The 19139-nt window shown below is 29.1% G+C and carries 19 protein-coding genes and 2 tRNA genes; 16 read left to right on the top strand and 5 right to left on the bottom strand.

What is annotated here, in order from left to right; all coding sequences use genetic code 11:
• Positions 1–6: 6 nt before the first annotated feature.
• A complete protein-coding gene (locus ACTTAQ_RS02905; RefSeq protein ID WP_440695404.1) occupies positions 7–303 on the bottom strand; it encodes a chorismate mutase in 297 nt (98 codons plus the stop codon).
• 22 nt (positions 304–325) lie between these two features.
• Here ACTTAQ_RS02905 and ACTTAQ_RS02900 point away from each other — a divergent pair, with 22 nt between their 5' ends.
• From ACTTAQ_RS02900 to ACTTAQ_RS02865, 8 genes are all read left to right on the top strand, one after another.
• Positions 326–1372, top strand: a complete 1047-nt coding sequence (locus ACTTAQ_RS02900) for a COX15/CtaA family protein (protein ID WP_440695403.1) — start codon at positions 326–328, stop codon at positions 1370–1372.
• Positions 1373–1387: 15 nt separating this feature from the next.
• Positions 1388–1849 carry a 50S ribosomal protein L13 gene (rplM, locus tag ACTTAQ_RS02895; RefSeq protein WP_440680144.1) on the top strand — a complete coding sequence of 154 codons (462 nt, stop codon included), beginning with the start codon at positions 1388–1390 and terminating at the stop codon, positions 1847–1849.
• A gap of 2 nt (positions 1850–1851) precedes the next feature.
• Positions 1852–2265, top strand: a complete 414-nt coding sequence (gene rpsI, locus ACTTAQ_RS02890) for a 30S ribosomal protein S9 (RefSeq protein WP_440680142.1) — start codon at positions 1852–1854, stop codon at positions 2263–2265.
• Positions 2266–2319: 54 nt separating this feature from the next.
• Positions 2320–3333: an N-acetyl-gamma-glutamyl-phosphate reductase gene (gene argC, locus ACTTAQ_RS02885; protein ID WP_440695401.1), complete on the top strand. Its 1014-nt coding sequence runs from the start codon at positions 2320–2322 to the stop codon at positions 3331–3333.
• Positions 3333–4628, top strand: coding sequence for a homoserine dehydrogenase (locus tag ACTTAQ_RS02880; protein ID WP_440695398.1), 1296 nt, complete (start codon positions 3333–3335; stop codon positions 4626–4628). The genes argC and ACTTAQ_RS02880 overlap by 1 nt, the downstream gene beginning before the upstream one ends.
• The gene (gene glpX / locus ACTTAQ_RS02875) at positions 4628–5569 is read left to right on the top strand and encodes a class II fructose-bisphosphatase (protein WP_440695397.1); all 942 of its coding nucleotides are present in this window, start codon (positions 4628–4630) and stop codon (positions 5567–5569) included. The genes ACTTAQ_RS02880 and glpX overlap by 1 nt, the downstream gene beginning before the upstream one ends.
• The gene (recJ, locus tag ACTTAQ_RS02870) at positions 5566–7308 is read left to right on the top strand and encodes a single-stranded-DNA-specific exonuclease RecJ (RefSeq protein ID WP_440695395.1); all 1743 of its coding nucleotides are present in this window, start codon (positions 5566–5568) and stop codon (positions 7306–7308) included. Before glpX ends, recJ begins: the two co-directional genes overlap by 4 nt.
• Before the next feature lie 47 nt (positions 7309–7355).
• A tRNA-Glu gene (locus ACTTAQ_RS02865) sits at positions 7356–7430 on the top strand.
• 3 nt (positions 7431–7433) lie between these two features.
• On the opposite strand, the gene ACTTAQ_RS02860 is transcribed toward ACTTAQ_RS02865, so the two are convergent.
• The gene (locus ACTTAQ_RS02860; RefSeq protein ID WP_440695393.1) at positions 7434–7961 is read right to left on the bottom strand and encodes a glutathione peroxidase; all 528 of its coding nucleotides are present in this window, start codon (positions 7959–7961) and stop codon (positions 7434–7436) included.
• Entirely contained in the window at positions 7948–9135 is a 1188-nt protein-coding gene (gene nhaA, locus ACTTAQ_RS02855; RefSeq protein ID WP_440695391.1) for a Na+/H+ antiporter NhaA, read from the bottom strand. Before nhaA ends, ACTTAQ_RS02860 begins: the two co-directional genes overlap by 14 nt.
• Positions 9136–9220: 85 nt before the next feature.
• Between nhaA and ACTTAQ_RS02850 the strand changes: the two genes are divergently transcribed.
• The 3 genes from ACTTAQ_RS02850 to ACTTAQ_RS02840 all read left to right on the top strand — a co-directional run bounded on the left by ACTTAQ_RS02850 (position 9221) and on the right by ACTTAQ_RS02840 (position 10569).
• Positions 9221–9297: transfer RNA gene (locus ACTTAQ_RS02850), tRNA-Pro, on the top strand.
• 12 nt (positions 9298–9309) lie between these two features.
• On the top strand, positions 9310–9591 hold the full coding sequence (locus tag ACTTAQ_RS02845) for an ETC complex I subunit (RefSeq protein ID WP_440695389.1): 282 nt from the start codon (positions 9310–9312) through the stop codon (positions 9589–9591).
• A gap of 3 nt (positions 9592–9594) precedes the next feature.
• On the top strand, positions 9595–10569 hold the full coding sequence (locus ACTTAQ_RS02840; RefSeq protein WP_440695386.1) for a putative transporter: 975 nt from the start codon (positions 9595–9597) through the stop codon (positions 10567–10569).
• Here the strand turns inward: ACTTAQ_RS02840 and ACTTAQ_RS02835 are convergent.
• Positions 10566–12617: an ATP-dependent DNA helicase RecG gene (locus ACTTAQ_RS02835; protein ID WP_440695384.1), complete on the bottom strand. Its 2052-nt coding sequence runs from the start codon at positions 12615–12617 to the stop codon at positions 10566–10568. The genes ACTTAQ_RS02840 and ACTTAQ_RS02835 overlap by 4 nt on opposite strands.
• 35 nt (positions 12618–12652) lie before the next feature.
• Here ACTTAQ_RS02835 and ACTTAQ_RS02830 point away from each other — a divergent pair, with 35 nt between their 5' ends.
• The 4 genes from ACTTAQ_RS02830 to secF are packed head-to-tail and all read left to right on the top strand — an operon-like array spanning position 12653 to position 15702.
• Positions 12653–12910, top strand: a complete 258-nt coding sequence (locus tag ACTTAQ_RS02830) for a succinate dehydrogenase assembly factor 2 (RefSeq protein ID WP_440695382.1) — start codon at positions 12653–12655, stop codon at positions 12908–12910.
• 42 nt (positions 12911–12952) lie between these two features.
• Positions 12953–13237 carry a preprotein translocase subunit YajC gene (yajC, locus tag ACTTAQ_RS02825; RefSeq protein ID WP_440695380.1) on the top strand — a complete coding sequence of 95 codons (285 nt, stop codon included), beginning with the start codon at positions 12953–12955 and terminating at the stop codon, positions 13235–13237.
• Between the two features lie 6 nt (positions 13238–13243).
• Positions 13244–14794 carry a protein translocase subunit SecD gene (secD, locus tag ACTTAQ_RS02820; protein ID WP_440695379.1) on the top strand — a complete coding sequence of 517 codons (1551 nt, stop codon included), beginning with the start codon at positions 13244–13246 and terminating at the stop codon, positions 14792–14794.
• The gene (gene secF, locus ACTTAQ_RS02815) at positions 14794–15702 is read left to right on the top strand and encodes a protein translocase subunit SecF (protein WP_440695377.1); all 909 of its coding nucleotides are present in this window, start codon (positions 14794–14796) and stop codon (positions 15700–15702) included. The genes secD and secF overlap by 1 nt, the downstream gene beginning before the upstream one ends.
• Here secF and uvrA read toward each other — a convergent pair.
• Positions 15699–18584 carry an excinuclease ABC subunit UvrA gene (uvrA, locus tag ACTTAQ_RS02810; RefSeq protein WP_440695375.1) on the bottom strand — a complete coding sequence of 962 codons (2886 nt, stop codon included), beginning with the start codon at positions 18582–18584 and terminating at the stop codon, positions 15699–15701. The genes secF and uvrA overlap by 4 nt on opposite strands.
• 91 nt (positions 18585–18675) lie before the next feature.
• Here uvrA and ssb point away from each other — a divergent pair, with 91 nt between their 5' ends.
• The gene (gene ssb / locus ACTTAQ_RS02805) at positions 18676–19134 is read left to right on the top strand and encodes a single-stranded DNA-binding protein (protein ID WP_440695372.1); all 459 of its coding nucleotides are present in this window, start codon (positions 18676–18678) and stop codon (positions 19132–19134) included.
• Positions 19135–19139: the final 5 nt, after the last annotated feature.

Genomic DNA, 19139 nt, shown 5'->3' with positions numbered 1-19139 from the left:
CAAATATTATTTATATTTCTTTCTCTCTAGCTGAATAAAAGACTTAATCATTGTCAGCCAAATATTTTTAATAATAAAACTTTCAATATTCAATTTTTTACCCTTTGTTATTCTAACTTTTATCATGCTTGAAATTCTTTTGGGATCAACAATTTTATTTTTAGGCTTGTATTTGATAACTTGTAAAACTTGCTTACGTCTTTTTGATAACAGCTTTAGTATTTGAAAATCTAATTTATCTATATTTTCTCTAACTTTTTTTAATTTTTTTTCAGGTGACAATTTGATCGTTTTTTTTTTCATTAAGAAAAATATACATAAATAAATGCTAAAAATACAACAAAATTACGATAAGATATTTATCTGGTTATTTACTACAAGTATTTTGCTTGTTGTATTAATTTGGGTTGGTGGTTTAACAAGATTAACCGGTTCTGGGTTATCTATTACTGAATGGGAAGTTTTTAGTGGAATTCTACCACCTTTAACAAATCAAAAGTGGATTGAATACTTTGAATTATATAAAAAAATTCCAGAGTATCAAAAAATTAACTTTGGCATGTCAATTGATGCATTTAAAGTAATTTTTTGGTGGGAGTATATACATCGTATATTAGCTAGAATTCTTGTTTTAACATTTTGTATTCCTTTGCTATATTTTGTTTTTAAAAAACAAATACATGGAAATAAATCTACATTTTTATTTTTTGTTTTAGCTTTGTTTTTAACCCAGGGTTTTATGGGCTGGTATATGGTTAAGAGTGGACTTGTTTCCGAAACAGATGTTAGTCATTTTAGGTTGGCTGCTCATTTGTCTCTTGCAATTATAATTTATGGTATGATTTTTTGGGCGTTGCTTAATAATCAAAAATTAAATTTCAAAATTAAGTTAAATAAATCGACAATTTTAATAATTGTTATGATTTTACTAATTTTATTACAAATAATTTGGGGAGCTTTTACATCCGGTTTGAATGCAGGGTTACTTTACCAAACGTGGCCTCTAATGAACGAAAACTTTATTGCTGATGATATTATATTAACAAAAATATTAACATCTTCAGTATTAAACAATCCTTCTTATGTTCAGTTGGCGCATAGATTTTTAGCATATTTTATAATTTTTTATTCTATAGTAATTTATTTTTCTCATTTCAAAAAATCTAATTTAAAATTACCGTTTAAATATATTTTTGTGGCATTGGCGTTACAGGTAATTCTTGGAATATTAACCCTTATTAGTGGTTTAAATATTTATCTAGCAAGCTTCCATCAAATGGGATCAATTTTACTGATTTCTTCTGCTATTTATGGGCTTTTTTATACTAATCATAACCAAAACTTAATTGACACTTCGGTTTATAAACAGTAATTAGCAGCCTTCAACATGACTGATTTTATTAAAAAAAGCGAATTAGAAAACAAATGGTTTCACATTGATGCAACTAATGTAGTTGTAGGAAGACTTGCTGCAGAAATTTCAAAAATTCTAAGAGGAAAAAACAAAGCTACCTTTACACCAAATATGGATAATGGAGATTTTGTTGTGGTTACAAATGTTGAAAAGATTAAATTTACTGGAAGCAAATATACAGATAAAAAATACTATAAACATACTGGTTGGCCAGGAGGAATAAAAGAGAGAACTCCTGTTAATTTTGTAGAAAAAAATAAACCAGAAGAAATTTTAAGATTAGCAGTAAAAAGAATGTTACCAGGCGGTCCTCTCTCAAAAAAACAATTAACTAAATTAAAAATTTATGCTTCGGAGAAACATCCCCATGAAGCGCAGCAAATACAAAATATTGATTTTGGAAAATTAAATAAAAAAAATATTAGAAGTAATTAAATATGAGCACGGAAGTAATTAAAATCACAAAAGATGCAATTTACGCAACGGGCAAAAGAAAAGATGCAGTTGCTAGAGTATGGATGTTAAAAGGAACTGGTAAAATTTTTGTTAATGGTAAAGTTTTTTCACAGTATTTTAAAAGACCTGTTCATCAACTAGCTATTGAAAAACCACTCACTATTACAAAATCAAAAGATATTTATGACATTGTAGCTACAGTGAAAGGTGGTGGAATGAGTGGTCAGGCAGGAGCTGTAACACACGGTATTTCAAAAGCTTTAGTAGTGACATCACCAGATACAAGAAAAATTGTTAAAAAAAATAAAATGCTAACCAGAGATTCTCGAACGGTTGAGCGTAAAAAGCCTGGACAGAGAAAAGCAAGACGTAAGTTCCAGTTTTCTAAAAGATAAGACTCTTTTAGTTTTTTATTGTTTTAAATTCAAACACATTTAAGTTTAAAAAATATGAGTAAGAAATTAAACATTGCAATTGCAGGTGCAACAGGATTTGTTGGTTTAGAGATTATTAAAAAAATTTACAACCATCCGAATGTAAATATTAAATATCTTTTTGTTAAAAATAGCATTGAAGAAAATATTTACAAAGAATTACCAAAAAATATTAAAAATTTACCCGATCTAAGAAAATTTGATATTAAATTAATAAACGAGTGTGATGTTTTTTTTCCAGCATTACCACATGCCGAGTTACATAAAATTGTAAAAAATATTTCAAGTCATGTTGTGGTTATAGATCTATCAGCTGATTTTAGAATACCGAATATATCTGTTTACGAAAAATGGTATAAAATTAAACATGAGAGTCCAGAATTACAAAAAAATTCAGTTTATGGTTTATCTGAAGTTTTTAGAGATCAAATAAAATCTAAAAACTTAATAGCGTGTCCTGGCTGCTATCCAACATCTGTTCTGTTGCCACTATACCCATTATTAAAAAATAACTTAATAGAAAGTAAAAATATTATTATTGATAGCAAATCAGGTTACTCAGGTGCTGGAAAAAAAATTTATAATAATAATCAATATCCAAATCTAGATGAAAACATAGCAATTTATGGAGTAGGGCAGCATAGACATATGCCTGAAATTGATCATTATTTATCTGTTTTTTCTAATAAAAAAATTGAAGTGTCGTTTACACCTCATTTAATACCTACTTTTAGAGGTATGCTTTCTACCATTTATATTAAATCACAACATAATTTAGATGAGCTGTATAAGGCAATTGTTAAACAATATGATAATGAACCTTTTATTGAAGTATTTAAATCAGTAATGATTAATACTGATAAGGTAGTTAATACAAATAAAACATTAATCTCAATCCACAAGAGTAATATAGAAAACTCATTTATTATTTCCTGTAGTATTGATAATTTGTTAAAAGGTGCTGCCGGGCAAGCAATTCAAAATCTAAATATTAGGTTTGGATTTGATGAAAAATTGGGTTTAGTGTAATGAAAGTTTTTAATATAGGCATTATTGGTCTTGGTAATATTGGTTTAGAAGTTTACAAAAATATTAAAAAAAATTCATCTGATATCCAAAAGAAAACAGGCTTTAAATTGAATGTTGTTAAAGTATCAGCTAAAAATATAAATAAAAAAAGAGGTATTTCCTTATCAAAGAGCGTTCTACAAAAAAATCCTTTTGAAATAACAAAAGATCCAAAAATTGATATTATTGTTGAACTTATTGGTGGAGCTGATGGTATAGCTAAAAGAGTTGTTTTTGATGCATTAAAAAATAAGAAACATGTTGTAACTGCAAATAAGGCATTAATTGCAAAACATGGAGATGCCTTATCTGTTTTGTCGGAAAAGTATGAGGTTAATTTATTATTTGAAGCAGCAGTTGGAGGTGGAATTCCTATAATCAGATCAATTAAACAAGGTTTAATCGCAAACAAACTTCATCATATTTATGGAATTTTAAATGGTACAACAAACTACATTTTAACAGAAATGGAGCAAAAAGGAGAAAATTTCTCAAATGTCCTTAAAGATGCTCAGCGATTGGGCTATGCCGAAAGTAATCCTACAGCTGATGTTGATGGTCATGATGCTGCAGATAAAATATCAATTTTAAGTTCAATAGGTTTTGGTACAAAAATTATTAACAAAGGTTTTTTAGTCGAAGGTATTAGAAATATTGAGATAGATGATATTAAATTTGCAAAAGAACTTGGGTATAAAATTAAATTACTTGCTATTGCCGAAAGAGTAAAAAATAAAATTAAACAAAGAGTACATCCTTGTTTGATCCCATTCAATTTAGATGTTGCCAATATTGATGATGTTACTAATGCTATTGTAGTAGATGGTCAACCAATCGGAAGAACAATATATGAAGGACCTGGAGCAGGAAAAGGTCCTACATCATCAGCTGTGATATCAGATATAACATCTATTATGCTCGGCAATGATGAATTTTCTTTTGGCTTGTCACCTTCATCTAAAAAAAGAATGAGCTTATTTAATTTTAGTAATCATCAATCTAAATATTATATTCGTTTTTTAACAAAAGATGTTCCAGGTGTTCTAGCAAAAATAACATCAAGTTTAGCAAAAAATAAAATTAGTATTTCAAATTTATTACAAGAACCTTCTTTAAAAGGTACCGCAAATATAATGCTAATTACTCATAATTCTAAAGAATTAAATATCCAAAGAGTTTTAAAATCTTTATCAAAGCAAAAAAAATTCTTTAAAAAAATTGTAATGATTAGAGTAAGAGATTTTAAAAAATTATAATGCTAGATCCAAAACTTTTAGATCAAATTATTGATGTAGCCGCTAAAGCTGCTTACAAATCTTCGTTATTAAAAGGCAAAGGTGATAAAAATGCTGCAGATCAAGCAGCAGTTGATGCAATGCGAAATGAACTTAATAATATGAATATTTATGGCAAAGTTGTTATTGGTGAAGGTGAGATGGATGAAGCGCCAATGCTATATATCGGCGAGATATTGGGAAAAACTAAAGAGCCAAAAATAGATATTGCAGTTGATCCGTTAGATGGAACTAAACTTGCAGCTAACAACCAACCAAATGCAATATCAGTTATTTCAATATCTGAAGAAGGTCAATTGTTACAAGCGCCAGATACATATATGGACAAAATTTCTGTTGGACCAAATTTACCAGAAAACATTGTTGATCTTGATGAAGATATAAAAAAAAATATTGTAAATCTTGCTAAAGCTAAAAATAAAAACGTAAAAGATATACGCATCTGCATGCTGGATAGAGACAGGCATAAACATTTCATCGATGGAGCAAAATCATTAGGATCAAAATTAAAACTTATTTCTGATGGTGATGTTGCTGGATCAATTTTTTCAGCACTTAAAAATTCAGATGTAGATATGTATGTAGGTATTGGTGGTGCACCTGAAGGCGTTTTGGCTGCATCTGCTATCAAATGCCTTGGTGGACAATTTCAGGCTAGATTGAAAATTGAAGATGATGATGAAGTTACCAGAGCAAAAAAACTTGGTATTACTGATTTTAAAAAAAAATATTTTCTTAATGATATAGTCAAAGGTGACGTTATATTTTGTTCAAGTGGCGTTACAGACGGAGAACTAGTATCTGGTATAAAAATTGACGATAATAAATACCATTCAGAAACATTTGCGCTCCATTATTCGCAAAAATTTTTTAAAAAAGTAAAAAAAACTTACGATATATGAGCAATCACTCTGTTCAAGGAAAAGAGTGGGTATTAAAAGATTTTGATAAAAATTTAGCTGAGTATATTTCAAAAGAATACGATCTAGATTTTCTTACTTCAAGATTATTAGCTAATAGAAATATCAATCAAAAAAATATTGAAAATTTTTTAAATCCAAAAATAAAAAATTTCTTACCTAACCCTTATAATTTTAAGGATATGGGCAAAGGTCTAGAAACTATATCGAGACATATTAAAAACAAAAACAAAATATGTATTTTTGGTGATTATGATGTTGATGGAGCAACTTCGAGTGGAATAATGTCTAAGTATCTTGAACAATTAAATATAGATCATTTTGTTTTTATTCCAGATAGACAAAAAGACGGTTATGGTCCATCTGTTAAAACATTTACAAACATTATTAATAAAAACGTAAACTTAATAATTGCACTTGATTGTGGTACGACTTCTTTTGAAGCAATTGAATATGCAAGATCAAAAAATATTGATGTTGTTGTAATAGATCATCATAAATCTCAGGAAACATTCCCCGCTGCAAACGCAATTATTAACCCAAATAGAATTGATGAAACTGGTGATTATTATTATTTGTGTGCGGCCGGGGTGTTATTTGTTTTTTTAGTAGGTTTAAACAAAATTTTAAGAGAAAACTATTATTTCAATAAGGCCAAGGTTCAAGAGCCAAACCTTTTAGATTTGCTTGATTTAGTAATGATGGGAACAGTTTGTGATGTTGTTCCTTTAATGGATCTTAATAGAGCCTTTGTTTACCAGGGATTAAAAGTTGCATCTAAAAGACATAATCTAGGTCTTAAAACATTGGTAGATTATTCAAAAATTAAAAAAAAACTGTCTACTTACGAAGTTGGTTATGTTCTTGGTCCAAAAATAAATGCAGGTGGTAGAATAGGTAAATCAGAACTTGGTTATAACCTTTTAACAACAAATAATGCTGAAACTGCCTATTTAATTTCAAGTGAACTTGAAAGTTTAAATCTTAAAAGAAAAGATATAGAGAAAAAAATAGTTGAGGAGGCAATTAGTATCACGGAAAAAAATAATGATGAACCAATTGTTTTTTTGAGTAAAAATGACTGGCACGAAGGGTTAATTGGTATTGTAGCTAGCCGTTTAAAAGATCATTTTAACAAACCTAGTTTTATAATTTCTCAAAAGGGAGAGGACTGCAAAGGTTCGGCAAGATCTATTTTTGGTTTTGATGTGGGTATGGCAATTACTAAATGCAAACAACTAAATATAATCACAAAAGGTGGTGGTCACCCTATGGCTGGTGGATTTAGTTTAAAATCAGATAAACTTGAAATATTTAAGAGTGAACTAATCAAACTTTTTTTAAAATTAAAAAAAAATAAAGATAACAACATTATTGAAATTGATAGTTATCTAGAAAGTTCTGCAATTAATGATGAATTAATTGAAAAATTAAATCATTTAGAGCCGTATGGTTCAGGAAATAGAGAGCCTATATTTGGCTTTGAAAAATTTAAAGTAAGTAAGGTAATAGAAACTAATAATAATCATGTAAAAGTTGTATTAAATAAAGGAAATTTTTATATTGATGCAATATCATTTAATTCAAAAAATAAAGATTTAGGAAACTACCTTATGAATTTTAAGAAAGAGTTTAATTTAGTAGCGAAAGTTAAATTAAATGAATGGAATGGAAAATCAAAAATAGAGCTAATTATTGATGATATTCAATTAATTAACTAAATTTTTTTATTGATTATAGGTTAATAATAAATAAAAACACTCGTTCAGGTCCCTTCGTCTATCGGTTAGGACACATGGTTTTCATCCATGAAAGAGGGGTTCGATTCCCCTAGGGACCGCCACCATTAAATTATTTTTTCAATTGCAGCTCTGAACCTTTTACTTTCAGGTTTTGTAAATGAGCTAAATGTATCTTCAACCTGACCATCTTTGTTGATTAGAATTTTGTAAAAATTCCACTTCGGTTTACTTCCATGCGTTTGATTTACCCATTGATAGAAAGGATGTGCATCTTTACCTTTGACTTTTGTTATATCTGTCATTGGAAAATTAATACCAAAATTTACTTCACAGAATTTTTTTATTTCTTCTTTTGAGTTTAGCTCTTGATTAAAATCATTTGATGGCACGCCAATAACTACTACATTTTTTTCTTTATATTCGTCCCATATTAATTGAAGACCTTCATATTGATTTGTAAACCCACACCTGCTTGCAACATTTGTAATAACAAGTGTTTTACCTTTGTAGTCTGAAAGGTTTAGTTTACCACCATCAATACTGTTAAAACTAAAATCATAGGCTGTTTTCATGGATGAATAGGATACAGCATTAAATATAAGAAATATAATTAAATAATTAAATAGTCGCATTTTTGATCTTCGTACAAGACATCAACATTGTATACCCAAGTAATGTAGAGAATAATGAACCTAGTAAAACACCGATCTTAACACCATCAATTACATCTGAATTTGGAAATGCAAGATTTCCAACAAATAAACTCATTGTAAAACCAATACCAGTTAGAACTCCAACTGCATAAAAACTGACCCAACCTGCTCCTTGAGGTTTTTCAGCATAACCTAATTTTATTGCACCATAAGAAAAAGCAAACACACCTAATTGCTTTCCCACAAATAATCCAAGAAGTATTCCTAAAGGTACAGGTTCAAATAATTGGTTTATTGACATTCCATCAAAGTTTACACCAGCATTTGCGAAAGCAAAAATTGGCATGATTAGAAAAGAAACATATGGAGCTAAAGTATGCTCTAAATGCTTTAACATTGACCTGTGATGAGATTTATCTGATTTGTGTGGTATTGCTATGGCCAACAAAACACCAGCTATTGTTGCGTGCACACCAGATTTATAAGTAAAGAACCACATAAACAATCCTATAAAAAGATAAACTGACAAATATTTTACATTTGTTTTGTTCATAATCATAAGGATTGCAAAACATGAAAACATTAAACCAAGAAAAGTAATATTTAATTCGGTAGTATAAAAAAGAGCAATAATTATTACTGCACCCATATCATCAATGATTGCCAAAGCTACTAAGAATACTTTTAATGATAACGGAACCCTAGAACCTAATAATGAAAGAACACCAATTGAAAACGCGATATCTGTAGCAGACGGAATTGCCCAACCTTTAATTGTGTAAGGATCTTGATAGTTAAAAGCTACATAAATTAAAGCTGGAACTAACATACCACCAACCGCACCTAATATTGGTAGTGCAGCCTGAGCTGGTCTGGACAATTCACCTTCTACAAATTCTCTTTTGATCTCTAAACCAACTAATAGAAAAAAAATTGCCATTAAAGCATCATTAATCCAATGATGTACTGACATTTTAAGAACAAAATCACCAAAACCTAGACCATAATAAGTTTTTAACGCTTTGAAATAGCTATCGCTTAAAGGTGAATTGCTCACTAACAACGCAATTATAGTCATGACAAGAAGTGTCACACCCGCTGATGTTTCGTGCTTAAAATACCACCTAAAAAATGAAGAAATTTTTGTAATCACGACGTATTTATTATCATTTTGAAATTAAAAATGAAATTCTTAATTCTTTAAAAGATAAATAAAATATGTATATAACAGTCTTAATCGGGGCATAGCGCAGCCTGGTAGCGCATCTGGTTTGGGACCAGAGGGTCGCAAGTTCAAATCTTGCTGCCCCGACCATTAAATAAAAATATGAAAAAAGCAAAAATTTATATTCCTTCTAAGTCTGCTATGCAATCCGGTAAAGGCAAGTCGAATAAATGGTTATTAGAGTTTAACAAAAGTAAAACTGAAAATGACCATCTCATGAATTGGGTATCATCTAATGATACACAATCTCAAGTGAAATTATTTTTTTCAAGTAAAGATGAAGCAATAGCCTATGCCAAAAAAAATAATATTAATTTTGAAGTTATTGAACCAAAAAAAAATAAATTAATTATTAAATCTTACGCAGATAACTTTCTATCGTAATAAATGCTAAGAAGTTTCTTTTTAAATAAAAAATGGCTTCTTTGGTCTTGGGGTGGGGGATTATTTTTAATACTATCTCTGTTAATTCAAGTTACAATTACAGTTAAAATTAATGAATGGTACAAAGGTTTTTATGATATTTTACAAAAACCTACAGAAAACGATATTTCTGTATTCTGGGATAAAATTTTTGAATTTATTTATTTGGCAATGCCATATGTAATTTTGGCAACCCTTACAGCATATTTCACAAGACTTTACGCGTTTAGATGGAGGGAGGCAATGACTTTTGACTACATTCCTTATTGGACCTCTGGAAGAGCAAAGGTTGAAGGATCAGCTCAAAGAATACAAGAAGATACTATGAGATTTGCTAAAATTGTAGAAAGTCTTGGATTGCAAATTGTTAGAGCTATTATGACTTTAATTGCATTTACACCTATCTTATGGGGCTTGTCTGAAAAAGTTGAAATTGATTTTTTAAAAAATATTCCAGGATCTTTAGTATGGATTGCTTTTGCTACAAGTTTAGGAAGTTTATTAATCAGTTGGTTTGTTGGAATAAAATTACCTGGTTTAGAATATAATAATCAAAAAGTTGAAGCAAAGTTTAGAAAAGAATTGGTATATGGTGAGGACGACAGAGATAATTATGCCAAACCCGACACTGTATTTCAATTATTTACTGGAATTAAATTTAATTATCATCGTTTATTTTTACACTACGGCTACTTCGATATATGGATTAATATTTATGATCAATTTATGGTGATAGTCCCTTATCTTGTTATGGCTCCAGGTTTATTTACAGGTGCAATTACACTTGGTTTTGTAATTCAAGTATCAAATGCTTTCTCAAGAGTTCACAGCAGTTTTTCATTGTTTACCCAAAACTGGACAACTATTACTGAGTTAAGGTCGATTTATAAAAGATTACATGAATTTGAAACTGCTATTGGATATAAAAAAATAGCTTAACCAGTATCAATAATATTTAAAACTTTGTCTTTTTTAAAGATTTTCAGCAAAATTTTAAATTTAGCATAAGACTCTTCATCTAATTTTTCTATTTCATCCTTAGCCAAGTCAAATAAATGAGAGTGATATAATGGATCTGCTATAGTAAAATCTTTTTCTCCACTTTGCTTATAACCAATTATATCACCAAAGCCTCTTAGTTTTAAATCCTCTTCTGATATAAAGAACCCATCACATGAATCTTTCATGATTTTCAATCTCTTCTTACCAGTCTCTGAGATAGATGATGAATAAACTAATAAACAATAAGCTTTTGATCCGGATCTACCAACTCTTCCTCTTAATTGATGCAATTGAGCCAAACCGAACCTTTCTGCGTTTTCTATTACAATTGTATTTGCATTTGGATTATCTATTCCAACCTCAATAACTGTAGTAGAAATAATACATTTAATATTTCCATCTATAAACTTTTCCATAATTTGATCTTTTTCATTTTTTGAAAGTGATCCGTGTATCAATCCAATATCACAGGAAATCTTATCTTTTAAAAAATCATATCTTTTGATTGCAGCAGTTAATTTTAATTTTTCGCTTTCTTCAATCAATGGACAAACCCAATAAATCTGATCACCTTCATTTATTTTTTTATTTACAAAATCAATAATCTCATCAAGTTTATTTAGCGGCTTGGTAAGTGTTTCAATATTATTATTTGAAAAGGGTTTATTATTTATTGTTGAAATATTCATATCTCCGTAATTTGTTAAAATTAATGTTCTTGGAATTGGTGTAGCAGTCATTAAAATAACATCTGTATTATTAGATCCTTTTTGAGATAAATTTATTCTTTGTTTGACACCAAATTTATGTTGTTCATCAATAACCACCAAACCCAAATTAAAAAACTCTATTTTTTCTTGAAATAAAGAGTGGGTACCAATAATAACATCTACTTCATTATTTTTTAATTTTTCTCTTACTTTTTTTTGATCTTTAATTTTTGTTTTCCCTGACAATAATTCAATTTTGATATCTTGATTTTTGAATATTTTTTGAAAAAATTTGTAATGTTGTATAGCTAAAATTTCAGTAGGGACCATAATAGCTGATTGATAATTTGATAAATAATTTAAATATGATGATATTAACGCAAGTACAGTTTTTCCAGATCCAACATCACCTTGTAGAACACGCATCATTTTTTTATTAGATTTCATGTCTTCAATAATTTCATCTAAACATTTGTTTTGATCGTCTGTTAATTGAAATGGTAATAATTTTTTTATTTTATTTATTTGATCTATTGAAATTTTTTTTGGTATTTTTTTAATTTTTTCTAACCTTTTTTTTATTTCATTAAATATCAAAAGATTACTGTATATTTCATCAAAAGCTAAACGTTCATAATAAGGAGAATTTTTATTAACATCTTCGTTGTAGACAGGATTGTGAATTCTTTTTAAGCTTTCTGGCCAAGATAACCATTTCATTTTATTTAAAAAATTTAGGTCATGCCATTCATCAATTTTAGATAAATTGTCAGCTTCCTCACTGTAAATTTTTTGTAAAGTTTTATCGGATACACCTGATATAGAAGGGTATTTTGACATAATTTTTTTTATATCAGCGCCTTTATCAGTTGAGCGTATATAATCTGGATTAGTAATTTGGTATTTATTTTTATAAAATGTTACTTTTCCACTTATTACGACTTCTTCATTCAAAGGTAGAGTTTGTTTAATGTAATTCTCTCTTGAATTAAAAAAAACCAAATCAATTTTACTAAATTCATCGACACACGAAACTCTACTGGGTAAATTTTTTATTCTTGGAAAATTATATTTAATTGGTGTTACAAATATAGTTGATATTTTTCCTATTTCTAATTGATCTAGTTTTGGACAAAATCTTCTGTCTATTGTACCAGTAGGAAGGTTGAGTAAAAGATCAACTTTGTTAAAAATATTTTTTTCTTCCAGTTTCTTCTGTATTTTTGGACCTATGCCTTTAATCTTTAGCACAGGGTCAAATAAGCTATTTTTCATTGAATATATTATTTATTTTTATATTTATTTTAATTGTGAGCAATACAGACTTTGTAAAAAAATTAATGTTTAGATCATCACACAGGGGAACCAAGGAAATGGATTTGGTTCTTGGCGGCTTTTTTAAAAACAACCATTCAAGTTTATTGCCCAATGATTTGGATGAATTTGAGAGATTGTTAGAATTTAGTGACAAAGCTCTCACTGATTATTTTGTAATGAATATTTCAAACAGTCAAATTGAAGACATTGGAATAGCAAAAAAAATAAAGAGTTACTTGGAAAGACAATAATTATAGGTTGAATTATTTATTCATTAGTTTAAACACTTCGCCATGGATGGAAAAACATTAGGTCAATTTATACCTCTAATACTAATATTTGTTATTTTTTATTTCTTATTAATAAGACCTCAGCAAAAGAGAATAAAAGAACATAAAGCAATGGTCGAAGCACTAACTCGAGGTGATAATGTTGTTACATCTGGAGGTATTGTTGGTAAAATTATCCGAGTCATTGATAACGAAAAAGCAGAAGTTGAAATAGCTGATAATGTAAATGTTCAGGTAATAAAATCTACCATCACTCAAGTTTTGAGTAAGACTGAGCCAAAAGACTAATTAAGTGTGTTATATTTTTCTCGATTAAAAATTTTTTTTATTTCTTTAACAATTTTAATAGGCTTATTTTTTTTTATACCAAATTTTTTAAATACACCTTCAAAAATATTTCCAGAAAAAAAAATTGTATTAGGTTTAGATCTTCAAGGAGGATCTTATTTGTTACTAGAAGTAGATTCTAAGCCGCTATTTCAAGAAAAAATTGATACAAAAGCATTTGATATTAGAAAAAAAATTAGATCAGAAAGAATAAATTATACAAACTTTAAAATTAATAATTCGCAAACAATTTCTTTTCAAATAAATCTTGAAAATAAAAATAAAATTGAAAAACTATTAAATGATAAAGATATTAATTCCAGAGTAGACGAAACAAATAAAGAGCTGCAATTTGTTATTAATGACAATATTGTAAATATAAATTTTAGTACGGCTTATCTTCAAAGGATTAAAAAAAATGCAATGGAACAGTCTTTAGAAATTATTAGATCCAGAATTGATGAACTGGGAACAAGAGAGCCAACAATTATTGCACAAGGTGAAGAGAGAATCTTAATCGAATTACCGGGAATAAAAAATCCAAAAAGGATTAAGGAAATTATTGGAACTACAGCTAAATTAAGTTTCAAATTTTTAGCAAACAATGATGCCAATAGTAATAGCTTTGATATTTTGGATTCTAAAAGTAAGTTAGAAAAATTTAATGTTGAGAAAACATTGGTGCTCTCTGGTGAACATTTAACTGATGCTCAACCAGGTTTTGACAATATAAACAATAGCTCTGTTGTAAATTTTAAATTAGATAATTTTGGCGCAAAAAAATTTGCTTATGCAACTAAAAATAACATAGGTAGAAGATTGGCAATTGTTATTGACAATCAAGTAGTTAGCGCACCTACAATTAGAGATGCAATAACAGCTGGTAGTGGTCAAATATCAGGTGGTTTTAGTGTAGAGGAGGCTAATAATTTAGCAATTGTACTAAGGTCAGGCGCATTACCTGCGCCAATGTCTATAATTGAAGAAAGAACTGTAGGTCCAGACCTTGGTCAAGAAAGTATAGACAAAGGAATCATGTCACTAATAATAGGATTTGTTTTAGTAATAATTTATATTTTAATTAACTATAGAATATTGGGTATTTTTGCCAATATATCACTTTTAGTAAATTTAATTCTACTTTTAGGAACATTAACATTAATTGAAGCCACATTAACATTGCCCGGTATAGCGGGAATTATTTTGACAGTTGGAATGGCTGTTGATGCGAATGTTTTAATTTATGAGAGAATTAAAGAAGAATTATTAATTGAAAAAAATATTATGATTGCATTTGATAATGGTTACAAAAGGGTTTTAACTACTCTTTTAGATGCAAATATCACAACTTTAATCGCTGCAATCGTATTATATTTTATAGGTAGCGGTCCAGTTAAGGGTTTTGCTGTTACTTTGGCAGTTGGGATAATTACTTCTTTATTTACAACATTTATCTTAGGTAGATTGTTTGTGGCTTCATATGTTAAGTCAAAAAAAGGGGAGGTGATTAAAATATAATGTTTAACATTTATAATAAAAACATCTCTTTTTTAAAATTTTATAAGCAATTTTACTTATTATCTTTTTTGCTTATAGTTATTTCTTTTATCTCTTTTTTTTCAAAAGGTTTGAACCTTGGAATTGATTTTAAGGGTGGGACAGTCATTGAAATGCAATTTGATAAAAAATATTCAGCTACAAATATTAGAGAAGCTCTTATTCAACAAGAATTAGGCGATGTTAAAGTTAAAGAATTTGGTAACAATCAAACTTTTTTAGCAATTTTTGAAAAGAAAAGCGGAAAAAGTGACTTCATACCAAATGTAAAAACACAATTAGAAAAAAGTTTGACAGAAACTATCAATTTTAGAAGAGTCGAAATGGTAGGGCCAAAAATTAGTAAAGAGTTAACTAAAAGTGGTATATATGCTGTTTTAATTGCATTAATTTTAATGCTTTTTTATATTTGGCTTAGATTTGAGTGGCAGTTTAGTTTAGGATCAATTTTAGCTTTGTTACATGATGTCATGTTAACTCTAGGTGCGTTCAGCATAATTGGTTTTGAATTTAATCTTTCTATAATAGCAGCTATTCTAACAATAGTTGGTTATTCCATGAATGATACGGTTGTAATTTATGATCGTATAAGAGAAAATTTAAAAAAAGATGATAAGAGTGATCTCTTAGATTTAATAAACATTTCTGTTAACGAAACTTTGCCAAGGACCTTAAAAACTTCAATCACTACTTTATTAGCTTTAATTGCTATTTATTTTTTTGGTGGTGAAATATTAAGAGGTTTTTCTTTTGCTTTAATTTGGGGTGTTATTGTCGGTACTTATTCATCAATTTTCATTGCTGCACCTTTAATATTAATTTTTAATGTTAAGAGAGATTGGAATGAAGTTATAGACAAAACACCTTAGGCAGACTTTTTTAATTTAGACTTATTTATTGATATAATTTTTTCTAAATATTCACCTGTATAACTATTTTTAATTTTAACTAAATCTTCAGGTTTTCCTTGAAATAATATTTGACCACCATTATCACCACCTTCCGGACCCATATCTATTAACCAATCTGCAGTTTTTATAACATCCATATTATGTTCGATTACCAAAACTGTGTTACCTTTTTGTACAAAAGCCTGGAGAACTTCTAATAATTTTTTTATATCATGGGCGTGCAGTCCTGTTGTTGGTTCATCTAAGATATAAATAGTTCTACCTGTAGACCTTTTGGACAATTCTTTAGCAAGCTTTATTCTTTGTGCTTCACCACCAGAAAGAGTAGTCGCTTGTTGACCTATTTTCATATAACCAAGTCCTACTTTTTGTAATGTGAGTAATTTATCTTTAATGACAGGTATATTTTCAAAAAAACTGACGCCTTCGTCTACACTCATGTCTAGCACATCAGCAATACTTTTATTCTTGAATGTTACGCTTAATGTTTCACGATTATATCTTTTTCCCTTACAAACATCACATTGTACAAAAACATCTGGCAAAAAGTGCATTTCATAAGTTATAACTCCATCTCCCTCACATGCTTCACATCTTCCACCTTTTACATTAAAGGAAAATCGCCCAGGCTTGTATCCTCTGCTTTTGGCTTCTGGCAAACCAGCAAACCAATCTCTAATTGGTGTAAAAGCTCCTGAATACGTAGCTGGATTTGATCTTGGTGTTCTTCCTATAGGAGATTGATCTATATCTATAATTTTATCTAAATACTCAAATCCTTTAATGCCTTTAAATGGCTGTGGCATCTGTCTTGAGTAAGATTTGTTAATCATTAGATTTAAAGCTCTATATAATGTATGTAGTACTGCTGTTGATTTTCCACTTCCAGAAACGCCTGTCACACATGTAAAAGTACCTAATGGTATATGCAAGTTAACGTTTTGTAGATTATTTCCTGTGCAACCAGTAATTTGAAGAAATCTTCCATTTTTTGCAGTTCGTCTAGTTTTGGGAATTGATATATATTTCCGTCCAGATAGATAATCACCTGTGATACTTTTTGTATTCTTTTTTATTTCGTTAATATTTCCCTGCGCAACTACAGTTCCGCCATTAATACCTGCTTCGGGACCTATATCTATTATATGATCCGAGGTTAACATTGCCTCTTCATCATGCTCTACTACTATTACAGAATTTCCAAGATCTCGTAATCTTTTTAAGGCTTCTAACAATTTAGAGTTATCTTTTTGATGCAAACCAATTGATGGCTCATCTAAAACATAGAGAACACCTTGCAACCCTGAGCCAATTTGTGACGCAAGTCTTATTCTTTGCGACTCTCCACCAGACAAAGTACCAGATGCTCGTGATAAATTTAAATAATCTAAGCCTACATTAACTAAAAATTTTAATCGTTCATTTATCTCTTTTAAAACATGTTTTGCTATTTCATTTTCTTTATCTGTTAAAATATTAGGCAAATCCAAAAACCATTGATTAGCTTCTTTTATTGATAATTTTGTAACTTCACTGATATTTTTTTTATTAATTTTAATGCAAAGTGCCTCTTCTTTTAATCTGAAGCCATTACAAGAAGAACATTCTTTTTCACTTTGGTATTGAGATATTTCTTCTCTTTTCCAGTCACTTTCAGTTTCTAAATATTTTCTCTCTAAATTTGTAATAACTCCTTCAAATGTTTTTGTACTAGAATATTTTCCATAACCATCATCATATGAAAATTTGATTTCCTCATCATCAGAACCATATAAAATAATATCTTGAATTTTTTTCGGGATTTTCTTCCAGGGATCACTTAAAGAAAATTTATAATGTTTGGCTAATGATGATAATGTTTGAGCATAATATAAAGAAGAACTTGATGACCAAGGCTTAATACAACCATCTGCCAAGGTAATTTTATCATTTGGTACTACTAATTTAGGGTCTACAAACAAATCCATTCCAAGACCATCACATTCAGTACATGCGCCAAATGGTGAGTTGAATGAAAATAATCTTGGTTCAATTTCTTCAATCGTAAAACCACTTTCAGGACACGCAAATTTTGATGAAAAAGTAATTTTTTCAACTTTTTGATGTTCCTTAGGTAAGTTTTCATTTTTATATTCAGCGTAAATGAGGCCATCAGAAAGCTTTAAACCAGATTCAATACTTTCAGAGATTCTTTTGATTTCATTTTTTTTATTTGTAAATTTGTCAATTTGAACATCAATATTATGTTTAATTTTTTTATTTAAAGTTGGTACATCGTCTAAATCATAAATTTTATCGTCTATTCTAACTTTCTCATAACCCTGTTTTTTTAAAGCTTGTAATTCTTTTTTATATTCACCTTTTCTTCCTCTAACAATTGGAGAAAAAATTATAACTCTTGATGGTTTTGGAAAATCCAAAATTTTATCTACAATTTCAGAAACTGTTTGAGACTTTATTTCTTTTCCAGTAAATGGTGAATAGGGGATACCAACCCTTGCATATAAAACCCTCATATAATCATAAATTTCAGTAACCGTTGCAACTATAGACCTTGGATTTTTTGAAGTTGTTTTTTGTTCTATTGAAATTGCCGGAGATAAACCTTCAATTAATTCGACATTAGGTTTTTTCATTTTATCTAAAAATTGTCTTGCGTATGCAGATAAACTTTCCACATATCGTCTTTGTCCTTCGGCATATATTGTATCAAATGCTAGCGATGATTTTCCTGAGCCGGATAAGCCTGTAATAATGACTAATTTCTCCCTCGGTATTTCAACTGAGAGATTTTTTAAATTATGTTCTTTAGCCCCTTTAACTATTATATTTTTAAGCATGCCTGTTGATGGTTTATTTAATAATTACTTATATCTTGCACTGATATATGTTAAAAATAGTTCAATTTAAATCACTAAAAAATATATAATTATGGCTGGCAGTTTAAATAAAGTGTTACTAATTGGCAGGTTAGGTAACGATCCGGAAATAAAGCAAATGTCGAATGGGAAAAATGTAGCTAGACTTAGTTTAGCTACTTCAGAAACATGGAAAGACAAGAATACCGGCGAAAGAAAAGAAAAAACCGAGTGGCATAGAGTAGTAATATTTAATGAAGGTTTGGTTAATGTGGTGCAACAATATCTTAAAAAAGGTGCCCAAGTTTACATAGAAGGTCAAATCCAAACTACTAAATATACAGATAATAATGGGCAAGAAAAGTACAGTACCCAAGTTATACTCCAAGGATATAACTCTACTCTGACAATGCTTGGTGGTTCAACTGGTAGTAATAAAATTGATGATGGCAGCATGAATCAAGACTCAAGTTCTTTGCCATCTGACAACAATGTTTCATCAAGTGATTTAGATGATGAAGTTCCTTTTTAGATCAA

The sequence above is a fragment of the Candidatus Pelagibacter sp. HIMB109 genome, from assembly GCF_052048155.1.
GTDB lineage: Bacteria > Pseudomonadota > Alphaproteobacteria > Pelagibacterales > Pelagibacteraceae > HIMB114.
The sequence above is the reverse complement of the archived record's forward strand: the minus strand, read 5'-3'. Positions and strand labels throughout refer to the sequence as shown.